The 14,376-nt window shown below is 67.7% G+C and carries 16 protein-coding genes; 5 read left to right on the top strand and 11 right to left on the bottom strand.

Features of this window, described 5'->3' with window-relative positions:
• Positions 1-46: 46 nt before the first annotated feature.
• From M2343_RS09060 to crtY, 3 genes are read right to left on the bottom strand one after another with little or no spacing between them, the layout of a single operon-like run.
• Entirely contained in the window at positions 47-637 is a 591-nt protein-coding gene (locus tag M2343_RS09060) for a TIGR00730 family Rossman fold protein (RefSeq protein ID WP_264569629.1), read from the bottom strand.
• Positions 634-2,112 (bottom strand): phytoene desaturase, encoded by a 1,479-nt coding sequence (locus M2343_RS09055; RefSeq protein ID WP_181558906.1) that lies wholly within the window; start codon positions 2,110-2,112, stop codon positions 634-636. The genes M2343_RS09060 and M2343_RS09055 overlap by 4 nt, the downstream gene beginning before the upstream one ends.
• Positions 2,109-3,272, bottom strand: a complete 1,164-nt coding sequence (gene crtY / locus M2343_RS09050) for a lycopene beta-cyclase CrtY (protein ID WP_264576395.1) — start codon at positions 3,270-3,272, stop codon at positions 2,109-2,111. Before crtY ends, M2343_RS09055 begins: the two co-directional genes overlap by 4 nt.
• Before the next feature lie 176 nt (positions 3,273-3,448).
• Here crtY and M2343_RS09045 point away from each other — a divergent pair, with 176 nt between their 5' ends.
• Both M2343_RS09045 and M2343_RS09040 read left to right on the top strand, forming a co-directional pair.
• Positions 3,449-4,234: a sterol desaturase family protein gene (locus M2343_RS09045; protein WP_264576394.1), complete on the top strand. Its 786-nt coding sequence runs from the start codon at positions 3,449-3,451 to the stop codon at positions 4,232-4,234.
• The gene (locus M2343_RS09040; RefSeq protein WP_264576393.1) at positions 4,231-4,782 is read left to right on the top strand and encodes a DUF2141 domain-containing protein; all 552 of its coding nucleotides are present in this window, start codon (positions 4,231-4,233) and stop codon (positions 4,780-4,782) included. Before M2343_RS09045 ends, M2343_RS09040 begins: the two co-directional genes overlap by 4 nt.
• Before the next feature lie 12 nt (positions 4,783-4,794).
• On the opposite strand, the gene M2343_RS09035 is transcribed toward M2343_RS09040, so the two are convergent.
• The 8 genes from M2343_RS09035 to M2343_RS09000 form a co-directional block, all read right to left on the bottom strand.
• Positions 4,795-5,361 (bottom strand): hypothetical protein, encoded by a 567-nt coding sequence (locus M2343_RS09035; RefSeq protein ID WP_181558909.1) that lies wholly within the window; start codon positions 5,359-5,361, stop codon positions 4,795-4,797.
• 14 nt (positions 5,362-5,375) lie between these two features.
• Positions 5,376-5,927 carry a demethoxyubiquinone hydroxylase family protein gene (locus tag M2343_RS09030; RefSeq protein ID WP_264576392.1) on the bottom strand — a complete coding sequence of 184 codons (552 nt, stop codon included), beginning with the start codon at positions 5,925-5,927 and terminating at the stop codon, positions 5,376-5,378.
• Positions 5,924-6,415, bottom strand: a complete 492-nt coding sequence (locus M2343_RS09025) for a disulfide bond formation protein B (protein ID WP_264576391.1) — start codon at positions 6,413-6,415, stop codon at positions 5,924-5,926. Before M2343_RS09025 ends, M2343_RS09030 begins: the two co-directional genes overlap by 4 nt.
• An 8-nt stretch (positions 6,416-6,423) precedes the next feature.
• On the bottom strand, positions 6,424-7,773 hold the full coding sequence (locus tag M2343_RS09020) for a S41 family peptidase (RefSeq protein ID WP_264576390.1): 1,350 nt from the start codon (positions 7,771-7,773) through the stop codon (positions 6,424-6,426).
• A gap of 108 nt (positions 7,774-7,881) precedes the next feature.
• The gene (locus M2343_RS09015) at positions 7,882-9,162 is read right to left on the bottom strand and encodes a murein hydrolase activator EnvC family protein (protein WP_264576389.1); all 1,281 of its coding nucleotides are present in this window, start codon (positions 9,160-9,162) and stop codon (positions 7,882-7,884) included.
• Between the two features lie 3 nt (positions 9,163-9,165).
• On the bottom strand, positions 9,166-9,591 hold the full coding sequence (locus M2343_RS09010; RefSeq protein ID WP_264569638.1) for a 23S rRNA (pseudouridine(1915)-N(3))-methyltransferase RlmH: 426 nt from the start codon (positions 9,589-9,591) through the stop codon (positions 9,166-9,168).
• 28 nt (positions 9,592-9,619) lie between these two features.
• Positions 9,620-10,021: a ribosome silencing factor gene (gene rsfS, locus M2343_RS09005; protein ID WP_181561330.1), complete on the bottom strand. Its 402-nt coding sequence runs from the start codon at positions 10,019-10,021 to the stop codon at positions 9,620-9,622.
• 20 nt (positions 10,022-10,041) lie between these two features.
• On the bottom strand, positions 10,042-10,692 hold the full coding sequence (locus tag M2343_RS09000; RefSeq protein WP_264576388.1) for a nicotinate-nucleotide adenylyltransferase: 651 nt from the start codon (positions 10,690-10,692) through the stop codon (positions 10,042-10,044).
• A 221-nt stretch (positions 10,693-10,913) separates the two neighbouring features.
• Between M2343_RS09000 and M2343_RS08995 the strand changes: the two genes are divergently transcribed.
• From M2343_RS08995 to M2343_RS08985, 3 genes are read left to right on the top strand one after another with little or no spacing between them, the layout of a single operon-like run.
• A complete protein-coding gene (locus tag M2343_RS08995) occupies positions 10,914-12,311 on the top strand; it encodes a glycosyl transferase family protein (protein ID WP_264576387.1) in 1,398 nt (465 codons plus the stop codon).
• Positions 12,308-13,393, top strand: a complete 1,086-nt coding sequence (locus tag M2343_RS08990; RefSeq protein ID WP_264576386.1) for a hypothetical protein — start codon at positions 12,308-12,310, stop codon at positions 13,391-13,393. Before M2343_RS08995 ends, M2343_RS08990 begins: the two co-directional genes overlap by 4 nt.
• Positions 13,394-13,448: 55 nt before the next feature.
• Positions 13,449-14,363 (top strand): sulfite exporter TauE/SafE family protein, encoded by a 915-nt coding sequence (locus M2343_RS08985; protein ID WP_181558917.1) that lies wholly within the window; start codon positions 13,449-13,451, stop codon positions 14,361-14,363.
• Positions 14,364-14,376: the final 13 nt, after the last annotated feature.

The following is a 14,376-nucleotide window of genomic DNA, read 5'->3' as shown; positions in this document are numbered from 1 at the left end:
CCCCACCCCAACCCCTCCCCTGAAGGGGAGGGGCTCATGTTTCCCCTCAAAGCCGGTCGACCTTCATGGCGAAGATCGTTTCATGGGGCGTGTAGGCGGCCATCGCGTCGAGCAGGTCGTCCAGCGTCTCGCGGGCGATCAGGATGTTGGCGTGGGGTGGGCGGATGAAGCCGGTTTCGATCATCTGGCGATTGAAACCGATCAGCTGATCGTAAAAGCCGCCGGTATTGAGCAGCCCGACCGGCTTGTCATGATAACCAAGCTGCGCCCAGCTCACGGCTTCCCACAGCTCGTCCATCGTGCCGACGCCGCCCGGCAGGGTCACGAACCCATCGGAAAGCGTGGTGAACAGCGCCTTGCGGCTGTGCATATCCGGCACGACATGCAGCTCGGTGAGGCCGCGATGGGCGACCTCGGCATTCACCAGCGCCTCGGGGATCACGCCGATCACTTCGCCGCCGGCCGCCAGCGCGGAGTCCGCAATGGCGCCCATCAGTCCGACCTTGCCGCCGCCATAGACGACGCCGATGCCGCGCCGGGCCAGCCCGGTGCCGACGGCGCGCGCGGTCTCCATGTAGATCGGGTCGGGCGGGGTGGCGGAGCCGCAATAGACGGCCAGCCGGTTGAACGATGTCATGCCAGATCCTCGAGCATCAGGGCCGCCGTCGCGCGGGCCGAGCCGACGACGCCGGGAATGCCGGCGCCCGGATGCGTGCCGGCGCCGACGAAGTAGAGATTGTTGATCACGTCATCGCGATTGTGGGTGCGGAACCAGGCGCTTTGGGTGAGCAGCGGCTCCAGGCTGAAGGCGCTGCCCAGATGCGCGTTGAGATCATGGGTGAAGTCGCTCGGCGCATAGGAGAACTGCACCTTGATGCGCGAGCGGATGTCCGGGATCAGCCGGCGCTCGATCTCGTCGAGAATGCGCCCGGTAAGGATCGGCCCCACCTCGTTCCAGTCCACCGGCAGCTTGCCCTGATGCGGCACCGGGGCGAGCGCATAGAAGGTCGAGTGGCCCGGCGGCGCCAGATCGGGGTCGGTGACGGTCGGGTGATGCAGGTACAGCGAGAAATCCTGCGAGAGCACCCCATGGTCGAAGATGTCGGTCAGCAGTTCCTTATAGCGCGGGCCGAACAGGATCATGTGGTGCGGGATGCCGGGCCAGGTCCCCTCGATGCCGAAGTGGACGACGAACAGGCTCGGGCTCCAGCGCTTGCGGAACAGCTTGGCGCCCTGCCGCTGGCCGCGCGGATGGTCGGCCAGCAGGTCGGCATAGCTGTGCATGATGTCCGCATTGCTCGCCACCGCATCGGCCTCGATATGCAGGCCCGAGCGGGTGACCACGCCGGTCGCGCGGTCGCCCACCGTCTCGATCTTGGCGACCGGATCGCCGAGGATCAGCGTGCCGCCCAGCCGCTCGAAATGCGTCACCATGCCGCGCACCAGCGCATGGGTGCCGCCCTTGGCGAACCACACGCCGCCCTGCTTCTCCAGCTTGTGGATCAGCGCGTAGATGGCGCTGGTCGTCATCGGGTTGCCGCCGACCAGCAGCGTGTGGAAGCTCAGCGCCTGGCGCAGCTTCTCGTTCTTCACGAAGCTGGAGACCATGGAATAGACCGAGCGCCACGCCTGATGCTGGGCGAGGTCCGGCGCGGCCTTGAGCATCGACTTGAAGTCGAGGAAGGCGACATGCCCCAGCTTCTCATAGCCCTCGCGATAGACCTCGGCGCTGTAGGCGAGGAAGCGCTGGTAGCCGGCGATGTCGGCGGGATCGAGCTTGGCGATCTCGCGGTTGAGCGCGGCATCGTCATTGCCATAATCGAAGGTCGTGCCGTCCTGCCAGTGCAGGCGGTAGAAGGGGCTGACCGGCAGCAGTGTGACGTCCTGCGCCATGTCGTGGCCGGTCAGGCGCCAGAGCTGGGCAAGGCAATCCGGGTCAGTGATGACAGTCGGCCCGGCATCGAAGGTGAAGCCCTCCTTCTGCCACATATAGGCGCGGCCGCCGGGCAGCTCGCGCCCTTCGACGATGGTGGTGGCGATGCCCGCCGATTGCAGGCGCAGGCCGAGGGCAAGGCCCGCAAAACCGGCGCCGATGACGATGGCTGTCTTCATCCGCGTGTCGCTCCAAGGGCTGAAATGGCTCGGCTGACGGGAACAGGAGGCTTCCCGGTCAGAACGCGCAGCTTGTCGAAAAGGGTGCTCTGCCCCGCATAAAAGCGGGCGATGAGGGATGGGTCAAGCCGGTAGAAGCGCGCCAGCACCCGCCAGCGCTCCTGCGGCTCGGCGGCGTGGAAGAGCAACCGCGAGAGCATCCGGTAATAAGCCTGCCCGCGCCAGTGCGCGGCGCCGCGCGCACGCATCGCCTGATGCAGGGTCGGGCCGGAGAGATCGTCCATCGCCGCAATGGCGAGCGCGTTGCGCACCGCATCCGGCAGCGAATAGCCGGTGAGCGCGTGGAAAAAGCCCCCGCGCAGTCCGGCCTTGGCGACGCCGGGGGATTCGGCCTCCCAGAGCGGCGCGAAATCGCCGCCCATGCAGACAGGCAGCACGCCGGTCTCGCTATGGCCGCGCGCCGCGCCCTCCCAGCCTTGCGCCTGCGCATAGGCCGCAATTCTTGCCGCGAGCAGGGGCTCATCCAGTGCCGGACGATCGGCATAATAAGTGTCTTCGATGAACAGCTCGGTGGGGGAAAGGGGCAGGGTGTAGACGAAGCGATAGCCGTCCTGCTGATCGACGGTCGCGTCCATGATGATCGGTTCGGCAAGGCCGTGGGGAGTATGACACAGCCAACTCGCCCCGACGAATTTCTGATAGCCCAGCTCCAGTGCGCTCATGTCGCCCGGCCCGCGCGCATCGATGACGCCGCGCGCCTCGATCACGCGTCCGTCTGCCAAAGTGACGCTGGTCGGCGTGAGCGCGGTTGCCGCCCGGTCGAACAGCAGGTCACCCTCCGGCATGGCGCGGTGCAGGCGCATCGCCAGCCGCTCGCTGGTTAGTGTCGCATAGCTGCTCGGCAGGCGCCGCTCCTGACCCGGAAAGCGCACGTCATAGCCACCCCAGCCATGCACGATCAGCGGTTCGATCAGCCAGCGATCGGCGGACGCGACATCCTCGGCAAAGCAGGACCAGAGCTGATTGCCGCCCACGCGGGCGGCTTCCTCGATCACCACGACACGCAGCTCAGGTCGCCGCGCGCGCAAGGCCAGCGCGATCAGGCTGCCGGCAAGGCCGCCGCCGACAATGGCCAGATCGATAGGTCGTGCGCCTGTCATCCGCGCAGCCCTAGCCGAGGGGGAGGCGCTTGGCTATCGGCCAGTGATGGGTGAACGATGCCCGAAGGGGCGGGGGAACTTATCCCTGCGCTTGGCGAGCGACCGGCGCGAACGCTTTACCGATTATCGTTTCCCTCGCAGGCGGGGCTCCCTATAGCATCGCCATGCAGCCCGCGATGCTGATCCTTGCGTCCATTCTGGCGATGTCCGGCATCATCGCGGTGCGTTACCTGCTTTCCAGTGGCGGGTTCGCGCTGGCGACCCGGATGACACGCCCCGGCCATTATGCGGGGCTGCGCCGGCAGATCGGCGTGGAAATCCGCTGGTCGCTCCTTTCGGCGCTGATCTTCGGCCTGCCCGCAGGGATCGTCGCTTGGGGATGGCAGAGCCACGGCTGGACGCTGATCTACACCGATGTCGATGCCTATCCGCTCTGGTATCTGCCGATCTCCGTGCTGCTCTATCTCGCTGCGCACGATACCTGGTTCTACTGGACGCACCGGCTGCTCCACCGTCCGGCCTGGTTTCGCGTCGCCCATGCCGTGCATCACGCCAGCCGGCCGCCCACGGCCTGGGCGGCGATGAGCTTCCATCCGTGGGAAGCGGTGACCGGCGCGGTCGTCATCCCGTTCCTCGTCTTCGTCATCCCCATTCATGTTGCGGCACTGGGGGTGGTGCTAACGGTGATGACTGTCATGGGCGTCACCAATCATATGGGCTGGGAGATGTTCCCGCGCTGGCTGGTCAACGGCCCGGCCGGGCGCTGGCTGATCACCGCGTCTCACCATGAGAAGCATCATGAGCAATATCGCTGCAATTACGGCCTCTATTTCCGCGTGTGGGACCGGCTGTGCGGCACGGATCGCGGCCTGTCTCCCCGGTTCGCGCCGACGCTGGAGGGAAGCTCCGCCGCTATGCCGCACAATGATGACCCCGCACCGGCAAGGGATAATGCTGCATGATGTTCTTTGACGGTGCCGACCATGGTCTGGCGCGTCGTGTCGCACGGCCGCTGATGCTGACCGGCCTGCTGCTCTCGCTCGGCGCGCCGACCCTGGCGCTGGGTGAAGATGGCGCGGCCACCGTGCGCACCGCCGATGCGGTCGTTCCGGCAGCGGCGGGCCTTGCACCGGCCACGGGCCAGATCGACGTGCGGTTCGAGGGCTTGCGGTCCAGTCGCGGCATGTTGCGTGCCTGTCTGACCAAGGACCGCTCCCATTTCCCCAAATGCGAGAAGGACCCACTCGCCCTCACGGCCAGCGTTGCGGCGGGCGACCATGCCGAACTTCTCTTCGCACGCGTGCCGCCCGGCGACTATGCGCTGCTCGTCTTCCACGATGAGAACAGCAACAGCCGGCTGGACACGATGCTGGGCATCCCGCGCGAGGGGGTCGGCTTTTCGCGCAACCCCCGCCTGCGCTTTGGCGCGCCGGGCTTTGAGTCCGTCGTCCTCACCATCACCCCCGGCGCGGCGAAGCAGACGGCGGTGAAGCTGCAATATTTCCTGTAACGCCTTGCGCGGTCAGGGCGTGACGGTCGGACCCTGCTGCTGGGCCTCACGCTGCGCCTTGAGGCGCGCGGCCTCCTCATCGGCCTTGGCCTGCGCTTCGATCTGTGCGGATTCGGCATCGAGATTACCGAGCCGCTCCTCGCGCGCCTTGGCGACGGCATCGGCCCAGGTGCCGGAACCGAGCATCTTCTGGCGCTCCTCGCGCGCCGCACGCGCGATCTGCGTGAAGCAGCCGGTGAAGCCAGCCGAGCCGGTGGGCGAGCAACTGTCCGTGCCGGACGCGCCGACATATTCGATCGAGCGGGCGCGATTGGCCCAGCTTTGCACGGCCGGGCTGTTGGGGTCGGTGCGCAATTCCTTGGGAATGCGGTAGCGATCATTGTCGGGCATCCGCGCACAGACGACGATCTCGTCGCCCTCGCTCGCCGGGCAGGGGTCTTCGCCATAGACGAACACCTGCTTCACCTTCGCGACATCCTCCGGCCCGGCGGCGGCAGCGGGAGCGGCCGGGGCGGCCTGCGCGAAGGCGGGTGCCGCAAGAGCGAGGCTGAGGGGGAGTGCAAGGACGAGGGCACGCATCGACAGGTTCCTTCTTAAATCCGCTTCGAGAGGGCAATGGCAGCGCGGCAGCCAAGCCGGATTGCCCCGAAAAGCAAGGGATAGGCAGGCGCGGATTCTGCGCCATGGGCAATCGCGGCATCGCGATGCTCGACTTCTTCGGCCTGGAAGTCCGTGATCGCTTCGGTCAGCGCCGGGTCGTCCTCGCCGATTTCCTTGAGCTGCTGCCCGTAATGATCGTCAATCTCGGTTTCGATGGCGGCGGTGCAGGCCATCGCCGCGCGCGGGCCGATGAGCGCGGTCGCGGCGCCGAGCGCGAAGCCGGCAACATGCCAGAAGGGCTGCATCAGCGTGGGGCGCACGCCGCGCTCCACCATCATCGCATCGAAATGCGCGCGGTGCCGCTCTTCTTGCGCCGCCATGCCGGCAATCTCGCGGCTGATCGGGTGACGGTCGCCCAGCACGGCGAGCTGGCCGGCATAAATCCGCACCGCGCCATATTCGCCGGCCTGATCGACCCGCAACATCGAGGCGCGATCGGCACGGCGCTGGCCGGGACGGGGCGAGACGCGCGCGCTGTCGGTCATGACCGGCTCCATTTGAGAACCAGAATGAGGATCAGCAGTGCGCCGCCGAGCGAGAGGATCGCATTATAGCCAGCGAGCGAAATGCCGAACATCGACCAGGGCGCGACATCGCAGCGCACCAGCGTGGCCGACATGATCGAATCCAGCATCGACTGGCCGGAAGACGTGTCCATGGTCGCCGTGCAACTGGTCAGGCCCTGCCACCAGCCATATTCGACACCGGCGTGAAATGCGCCGATGGCGCCGCTGGTCGCGATGGCCAGCGCCGCGAGCATGGTGAACATCGCGCTCATCGGCGGGGTACGGCGCAGGACAATCGCGGCAAGGGCGGCGATGATCGCACCCAGATGCGGCCAGCGCTGCCACATGCACATTTCGCACGGGAACAGCCCGCCGACATGCTGCGAGAGCAGCGCGCCGCCCAGCAGCAGGGTCGGCAGCATCACCGCCACGAACCGGGCGAGCGACAGGGAGGTGTCACGCGACATCGGTCTGCTTACCGCCGTGCCTTCGTCGTCGGGGCTGCCGCCATTTGCGGCGTTCCGTTCAGGCGGCCGAGAGTCTGCAGCGCGTAATGGAGCTGGAAGTCCTCAACGCCCTGCTTCTTGAGATCCTCCGCCGTCGCGGTGAAGCGGGGATCGGGGTTGCTGTCCGCCTCCAGCTCCGAGCGATCCAGCTTGGCCTCGTTGATGAGGTGACGGCGCAGGTCGCTTTCGCGATATTTCGGCCGCTTGGCGTAATCCGGGTCTGAGAGCTGCGGCACCAGAATATCCGGCTCGATGCCGCCTTCCTGCACCGAGCGGCCCGATGGCGTGTAATAGCGCGCCGTAGTGAGCCGCAGCGCCGTATCCTGCGAGAGCGGCAGCAGCGTCTGCACGCTGCCCTTGCCGAAGCTGCGCTCACCCATGATGAGCGCGCGCTTCTGGTCCTGCAGGGCGCCGGCCACGATCTCGGAGGCGGAAGCCGACCCCGCATCGATCAGCACGACGACGGGCAGGCCCTGCGCATCATCGCCGGGCCGGGCATAATAAGGCCGGGTGTCGCCGCGCTGGCGGCCGCGCTGCGAGACGATCTCGCCGCGCTCGAGGAAGGCGTCGGAGACGCGCACGGCTTCATCCAGCAGCCCGCCGGGGTTGGAACGCAGATCCAGCACATAGCCGATCGGCTTGTGGCCGAGCGACTTGTCGATGCCGCGAATGGCGCTCTGCACGTCAGCGCCGGTGTCGGCGGAGAAGCTGACGATCTTGATGACGCCGACATCACCCTTCACCTGCCATTTGACCGGCTTGATATCGATGATCGCGCGCGTCAGTTCCACGTCGAACGGCTCGGTGCGGCCTTCGCGGGCGATGGTGAGCTTCACCTTGGTGTTCGGCGCGCCGCGCATCTTCTCGACTGCTTCATCGAGCGTGCCGCCATAAATCAGCTTGCCGTCGATATGCGTGATATAGTCGCCGGCCTTGATGCCCGCGCGCGCGGCGGGGGTGTCGTCGGTCGGCGCGATCACCTTCACCACGCCTTCGTCCATCGTGACGGAGAGGCCGAGGCCGCCATAGCTGCCCTCGGTCTGGGTGCGCAAATTCTCGAAGGAGCGGACGTCCAGATAGGCGCTGTGCGGATCGAGACTGGAGAGCATCCCCTCGATGGCGCCCTTGATCAGCGTCGCATCATCGACCTGCTCGACATAATTGGCGCGGACCCGCTGGAACACGTCCATGAACAGATCGAGCTGCTTATAGGTCTCACCCTCGGTCTCCGTAACGGCAGAGGTCGACGCGGGAATGAGCGCGATGGCGCCCAAGATCGCGGCGGAACGGAGAAACAGGGTGCGGCGGGCATTGGCCATGGAGACGCTTTCGACAAAAATGCTGTCCTGACCTATAGCAGGAACAACGGTTCTGCCTAGGTCGCACGCCAGCGTAGCGAAGATAGCGTTACGCGCTGCTGAACGGCGCTAGCGGACAAGGGAAGCAATATCGACAGCCCGGTCCTGCTGGCGCAGCTCGATGATGAGGCGGGCCGGGTCGCTGCCGGTCGCGCCGACCGGGTCGCCCTGGCGCAATGAGTCTCCCGGCGCCACGCTCAGCCGATCGAGCCCGGCCAGCAGGCTCGTCCAGCCGCCGCGATGCTCCAGAATGACGATCTTGCCATAGCCGCGAAACGGCCCGGCAAAGGCGACTCGCCCTGCCGCCGGCGCGATGACCGCGGCGCTGGCTGCGGTTGCCATGGTGATGCCCCGCGCGCGCACGCCGCCTGCGCTCAATTCCCCGAAGCCGGTGACGATCTCGCCGATGGCAGGCAGGCGATAGGGCGGGGCAGGGGTCTGGCCTGCGGCGACGCTCGGCCGCTCGGGTGCCGGAGCGGCGCTGTTTTGCGGACGGGCCGGCCGGGGCATCGGGCCGGGCAGGCGCAGCAACGCCTCCTGCACCTGCGCCGCATCGCCGATCCGGTCCATCAGATCGCTGATATCGCGGGCCTGCTCGCCCATGGCGAGGGCGCGCTCGGTCTGCAGGCTGGCCTCCGCGCGCAACTGCCGGGAAGCGCCGCGCTGGCGCTGCTCAAGCGCGCTGAGCGCGGCCTGCTGCGTCTTCAGCCCGGCGCGGGTGCGGACGAGGGATTGCGCCGCCGCCTGCGCGCTGCGCTGCAGATCGGCACTGCGCGCAATGGCACCCCGCAGATCCTGCGTGGAGGCAGTGATGGTCGGCAATATCTGCGCGAGCGCGATGCGGCGATGCACCGCCTCGCTGATCGTGCCGGGCGCGACCAGCGCGAGCACAGGCGAGCGCCGGGCCAGTTGCTGCAGGGCGGCGGTCAGTCGCACGATCGGCTGCTGGCGGGTGGCGAGTTGGCGCCGCTGCTCGCGCTGGCGCGTGATGATGATCGCCATGCGCGCCTCGCCCGCGCGCAGATCGGCCTCGCTCTGCTGGATGCGGGCGGCGAGCGCCGCGATCTCGTTGCGGGTCTTGTCCGCTGCGGCGGAGGAAGCGCGGGCACGGGCTTCCAGCGCTTCGCCACGCTTGCGAGCTTCCTCGCCCTGCGCGCGGGCGCGAGCCAGCGCGGCCTGCTGCCGGGCGATCTCCGCCTGCGCGGCCTGCGGCGCCGGATTGCGCTGGGCAGAGAGAGCCAGCGGTGCCGCGATGGCGGTGACGAGCAGGGCAGCGGTGGCCAGCATGACGGGCAGGGACGGCCGCGAGGCCAGTGGCCGGGGCAGTCGTGTCCAGCTCGCCGCCACCACGCCTTATCCCTCCCGGTGATAGGGGTGGTTGGCGAGGATGCTGGTGGCGCGCCAGAGCTGTTCGGCCAGCATCGCCCGCGCCATCATGTGCGGCCAGGTCATCGCGCCGAACGCGATCAGCAGGTCCGCGCTGGCCCGGTCTGCGGTCTCGAACCCGTCCGCCGCGCCGATCATGAAGCGGCACTCGCGCACGCCGTCGTCCCGCCAGCGGCCGATCTGTTCGGCAAAGGCCATGGAGGTCAGCTGCTTGCCGGTTTCATCGAGCATCACCATGACCGACTGGGCGGGCAGGGGCGGCGGCGCCTTGCCGCCACGATCCGGCAGTTCGGTGACCTTGGTGGGCAGCGTCACGCGCTTGAGATAGCGCTCGACGAGATCGGCCTCTGGCGAGCGGCCGATGCGTCCCCGTGCGACGATGTGCAGCAGCATTCGGCCCCCGGGGTACGCTTGAAGGAGATCAGGCCTCGCCGGCGGCCAGCGGTGCGTCCGAGAAGCCCCACATGCGCTCGAGATTGTAGAAGCTGCGGACCTCCGGGCGGAAGACATGGACGACCACGTCACCCGCGTCGATCAGCACCCAGTCGGCGACGGGCAGGCCTTCGATGCGCACATTGCGGCCCATCGTCTGCTTGATCCGCTCGGCCAGCTTCTGGGCAATGGCGGCCACCTGCCGGGACGAACGACCCGACGCGATCACGATGTGATCGGCAATGCTGCTCTTGCCGGCAAGCGGAATGCTCACGACTTCCTGCGCCTGATCATCGTCCAGCGATTCCAGAACGATCGCCAGGAGGCGATCCGAGGATGCATCGATGCCGGGTTGGGACAGTCCTCCAGCGGGGGCAGGACGGGCGGGCATGGGTAACGGGTCGGGCAATGTCACTCCTGTGGGATGCGGCGACCGGTCACGCCGTCGATCGGCGCAACATCAGCAAAGCTACGGTGCCAAAGAGGCGCCTTCTGCCGAAGCAGCGTGGCTGATCTGGGATCGGGGCGAAAGCGCAAAAGCACGAGCGCCGGCAGTCTCCATGTCGTCCAGCTTTTGCTCTGACTGGCGGGTCGGACGAAACGCCGCAACCAGGCCATGGCCGGTGAGCCTACAGCCGCCCGACTATAGCCGGGTCGGGCGATAACAGCAATGGCCGTTGTTCGCGCAATATCGCGCCAGCCTTTCCACTGGTGGAACTGGGCCAGATTGTCCTCGCCCATCAGCCAGATGAACCGGCGGTGCGGGTAGCGGCGCGTCAGCCGGCGCAGCGTGTCGAGCGTGTAGCGGGTGTGCATCTCCCGCTCGATGGCGGTGACGCGGATGGGCGCGCGGCGGGCGGCCGCCTTGCCGCTGGCGACGCGCGCGTTCAGCGGTGCCATGCCGGCGCGCGGCTTGAGCGGATTGCCCGGCGAGACCAGCCACCAGACCTCATCCAGCCCCAGCGCGCCATGCGCGAACAACGAGATCGCGCGGTGGCCCCCATGGGCGGGGTTGAACGATCCACCCAGCAAGCCGACCGGCACGCGCTTGCCCCGCGTCACGCGGGCGCGCTCCCGCAAATGTGCGGCTGGTCGGGGGCGGGCGCGCAACAGCTCATGGCTTGTCGCTAGAGGCCGGGCGGGATCAGGTCAAACCGGGAATGGCCAGGATTAACCGGGGAAACGTTAACGGCGCGAAAAGCATCATTGCTCCAGGTTCCTCATTATGCTCAATAAATCGCTCGGCAGCGCAGGGGGAACGCGGTGTCGACTCGGGGGGGAAGATGGGTGGGACACTCGCTTTGAGCGAGCTGCTGTGCAGCGAGCTTCTCTTGTTTGCAGCTTTGGGGCTTATCATCGGTGGGCTGGACGATCTGGCCATCGACCTCATCTATCTGGCGCGGCGCGGCTGGCGGTCGCTGACCGTGTACAGCCGGGTGGCGCGGATGACATCCCGGGATTTGCCGCCCGCTGGCTCTGCCGGGCCGATCGCGGTGTTCATTCCCGCCTGGGACGAGTCGGACGTGATCCGTCCCATGCTTACCGGCTGCCTCGACAAATGGGCCGGCGAGGATGTGCAGATTTTCGTCGGCGCCTATCCTAATGATCCGGCGACCTTGTGGGCGGTCTGCACGCTGATCACCGAGCGGGGCGGCGGGCGCGTGACCTTGGTGGTCAATGATCGGCCCGGTCCCACCACCAAGGCCGATTGCCTGAACCAGCTGTGGGTCGCCATGCAACGCTGGGAAGCCGAGCAGGGGCGCCGCGTGCTCACGGTGGTGCTGCACGATGCCGAGGATGTCGTACATCCCGATGCGCTGCGGGTGATCGGCTATCTCGCGCCGCGCTTCGCGCTCGTGCAGCTTCCGGTCCTGCCGCTCAAATCGGCGCGCTCGCAATGGGTTGCGGGCCATTATCTCGATGAGTTCGCGGTTGCGCACGGCGCCTCGCTGACCGTGCGAGAAGCGCTGGGTGCAGCCATGCCATCGGCCGGCGTCGGCTGCGGGTTCAGCCGCGATGCGCTCGCCGCCGTGGCGATGGAGCGGGGCGGGCGCCCATTCGACGAAGCCAGTCTCACCGAGGATTATGAGCTGGGCCTGCGCATCGGCGATGCCGGCGGGCGCGGCATATTGGTGCGGATGCGCGACGCCAGGGGCGAGCTCATCGCCACGCGCGAATATTTCCCGGATAGCTGGGGCGCCGCCGTTCGGCAAAAGGCCCGCTGGACGGTGGGTATTGCGCTGGCCGGGTGGGATCGGCTCGGCTGGTCTGGCCCCTGGCGCGAGCGCTGGATGCGTCTGCGCGATCGACGCGCGGCGCTGGCAGCGATCGTCCTGGTCGCGGCTTATGCCGGGCTGGGGCTGGCCCTGTTCATCCACATCACGCGCAGCTTGATGGGCTTGCCGCCGATGATCTGGCCCGAGCCCTTGCCCTGGCTGATGCGCGCGACGGCCGTGCTGCTCGCCTGGCGACTTATCATGCGCATGATATTCGTCTGGCGAGCCTATGGCTGGGCGCAAGCGCTCCTCTCCGTGCCCCGCACGATTACCGGCAATATCGTCGCCATTCTCGCCGCCGGGCGTGCCATTTCGATTTACGTGCGGCATCTGCGCGGACGGGCGCTGGTGTGGGACAAGACGCGGCACCGCTTCCCGGACGCGGCCACGGGAGCCTCGGCATGAGCGCCGGGCGGCCGCTGCGGTTCCTGGGCGCGGTCCTGGGCTGCTGGGTCTGCGTGCGCGGCGTGATGCTCGGCTGGCCCGTGATGGCGGGAGGCGAGCGCGGGGCTACGGACGTTGCGGCCTTGCCTGCGGCGGAGGCGCCGACCGGCGGGGTGCGGGCTGACCATAGCGACGCGCAGCGCAGCGCGGGATTGTCGGGCGATACCCTCGCTGTCGCCGGCCGACCGGCAGGCACGGCGGCACGATCTCACCATGCGATTCTGTCATACCGGACGCCCGTCGCGCTTTGGGCGCAGGCCCCTCAAACGGACATGCCACAGCCAAGGTCGGACGCTCCGCGCAATGCGCCGACTTCGGCAGCGGCGCCGTCGCATGGGGCTGTGCTGGGCGAGCCGTCGATGAGCACGCTGCGGGAAGCGCGCAAGAGCGGCCGCTTGTCCGGCCAGGCATGGCTGTTCTGGCGCCCCGATGCCGGCGGGTCGCGCGCCTTTGCGCCGCTGCTCGGCGGATCGCAAATGGGCGTCCGGCTCGATTATCGCATCAGCAGCAGCGAGATGGGCGTGTTCAGCCTCTATGGACGGGCCAGCCGCGCGATCGAACGGCCGTTCGCGGAGGAGGGAGCATTCGGCCTCGCCTGGCGCCCGGCCGGGCTGCCCGCCGCCTTGCCAGTCTCGCTGATGGTGGAGCGACGCCAGCGTCTCGGGACAGGCGGTCGCAACGGGTTCGCCCTGTTGGCGGCCGGCGGCCTGAATCCCACCGAGATCCTGCCGCGCATTGAGGCGGACGGCTATGCACAGGCCGGATTTGTCGGCTTGCCCGGCAGCGATGGCTTTGCGGACGGCAAGGCTGCCCTCTCTTACCGGCTGTTTCCGCCCGGACGGGGGCTCGCGCTGGCGGTCGGCGGCGCGCTCTCCGGCAGCGTCCAGCCCGGTGCGCGGCGGCTGGATATCGGACCGCAACTCCGTGCCCGGCTGCCATGGGCCCGGCCGGGGCTGAGCCTCTCTGCGGAATGGCGCTTCCGCATCGCCGGCAATGCACGCCCAGCAAGCGGCCCTGCGATCACCCTCGCGACCGATTTTTGAGTATCGGGCGGCAAGCCCCTTTTTGATCGGGCGCTTTGCGACTACCGAGGGCGACATGGACATCTATCTGCCGATCGCCAACCTGTCGGTGAACGCCCTGGTCATCATCGGCCTGGGCGGCCTTGTCGGCCTGCTCTCGGGCATGTTCGGCGTGGGCGGCGGATTTCTCACCACGCCCTTGCTGATCTTCTACGGCATCCCGCCGACCGTCTCCGCCGCATCCTCCGCCACGCAGGTGATGGGCGCCAGCGTCTCCAGCGTGTTCAGCCATCTCGGCCGCAAGACGGTCGATCTCAAGATGAGCGCCGTGCTCGTCGTTGGCGGTGCCATCGGCGCGGCGCTGGGCGCGGTGATCTATCGCGTGCTGGAGCGCATGGGCCAGATCGATACGACCATCGCCGTGCTCTATGTGCTGATGCTCGGCTCGATCGGCATGTTGATGGCGCGGGAATCGATCCATGCGCTGGTGATGGCGCGGCGCGGGCAGCGGCAGGCTGCGCGCAAGCGGCGGCATCATCCGCTGGTGGCGGCGCTGCCGCTGCGCTGGCGCTTCTATGCCTCTGGCCTCTACATCTCGCCGCTGGCGCCGCTGTTGCTTGGCATCTTCTCCGGCATCATGACCATGTTGATGGGCGTGGGCGGCGGCTTCATCCTCGTGCCCGCGATGCTCTACATTCTCGGCATGTCGACGCAGATCGTCATCGGCACGTCGCTGTTCCAGATCCTGTTCGTGACGATGTTCACGACGATGGTCCACGCCACCACCACCCACGCCGTCGACCTCGTCCTCGCCTTCCTGCTGCTCATCGGCAGCGTGACCGGCGCGCAGATCGGCAGCCGCATCTCGATGCGGGCCCGGCCGGAATATCTGCGCGTCGCGCTGGCCTTCATCGCTTTGGTCATCGCCATCCGCATGGCGCTGGGCCTTGGCTGGCGGCCGGACGAGATTTACTCGGTGGTCGTCCAGTGATCGCCCGCATCGC

This window comes from Sphingobium sp. B8D3B, assembly GCF_025961875.1.
Lineage (GTDB): Bacteria > Pseudomonadota > Alphaproteobacteria > Sphingomonadales > Sphingomonadaceae > Sphingobium.
Note: the sequence above shows the minus strand (reverse complement) of the source record. Positions and strands in the feature narration are given on the sequence as shown.

Coding starts and splice junctions, on each gene's coding strand:
- M2343_RS09045 (WP_264576394.1), top strand. CDS start 3,449: ATGCTGATCCTTGCGTCCATTCTGGCGATGTCCGGCATCATCGCGGTG.
- M2343_RS09010 (WP_264569638.1), bottom strand. CDS start 9,591: ATGCTGCTGCACATCGTCGCACGGGGACGCATCGGCCGCTCGCCAGAG.
- M2343_RS09060 (WP_264569629.1), bottom strand. CDS start 637: ATGACATCGTTCAACCGGCTGGCCGTCTATTGCGGCTCCGCCACCCCG.
- M2343_RS09030 (WP_264576392.1), bottom strand. CDS start 5,927: ATGACCGACAGCGCGCGCGTCTCGCCCCGTCCCGGCCAGCGCCGTGCC.
- M2343_RS09025 (WP_264576391.1), bottom strand. CDS start 6,415: ATGTCGCGTGACACCTCCCTGTCGCTCGCCCGGTTCGTGGCGGTGATG.
- M2343_RS08985 (WP_181558917.1), top strand. CDS start 13,449: ATGGACATCTATCTGCCGATCGCCAACCTGTCGGTGAACGCCCTGGTC.
- M2343_RS08995 (WP_264576387.1), top strand. CDS start 10,914: ATGGGTGGGACACTCGCTTTGAGCGAGCTGCTGTGCAGCGAGCTTCTC.
- crtY (WP_264576395.1), bottom strand. CDS start 3,272: ATGACAGGCGCACGACCTATCGATCTGGCCATTGTCGGCGGCGGCCTT.
- M2343_RS09040 (WP_264576393.1), top strand. CDS start 4,231: ATGATGTTCTTTGACGGTGCCGACCATGGTCTGGCGCGTCGTGTCGCA.
- M2343_RS09055 (WP_181558906.1), bottom strand. CDS start 2,112: ATGAAGACAGCCATCGTCATCGGCGCCGGTTTTGCGGGCCTTGCCCTC.
- M2343_RS08990 (WP_264576386.1), top strand. CDS start 12,308: ATGAGCGCCGGGCGGCCGCTGCGGTTCCTGGGCGCGGTCCTGGGCTGC.
- M2343_RS09020 (WP_264576390.1), bottom strand. CDS start 7,773: ATGGCCAATGCCCGCCGCACCCTGTTTCTCCGTTCCGCCGCGATCTTG.
- rsfS (WP_181561330.1), bottom strand. CDS start 10,021: ATGCCCGCCCGTCCTGCCCCCGCTGGAGGACTGTCCCAACCCGGCATC.
- M2343_RS09035 (WP_181558909.1), bottom strand. CDS start 5,361: ATGCGTGCCCTCGTCCTTGCACTCCCCCTCAGCCTCGCTCTTGCGGCA.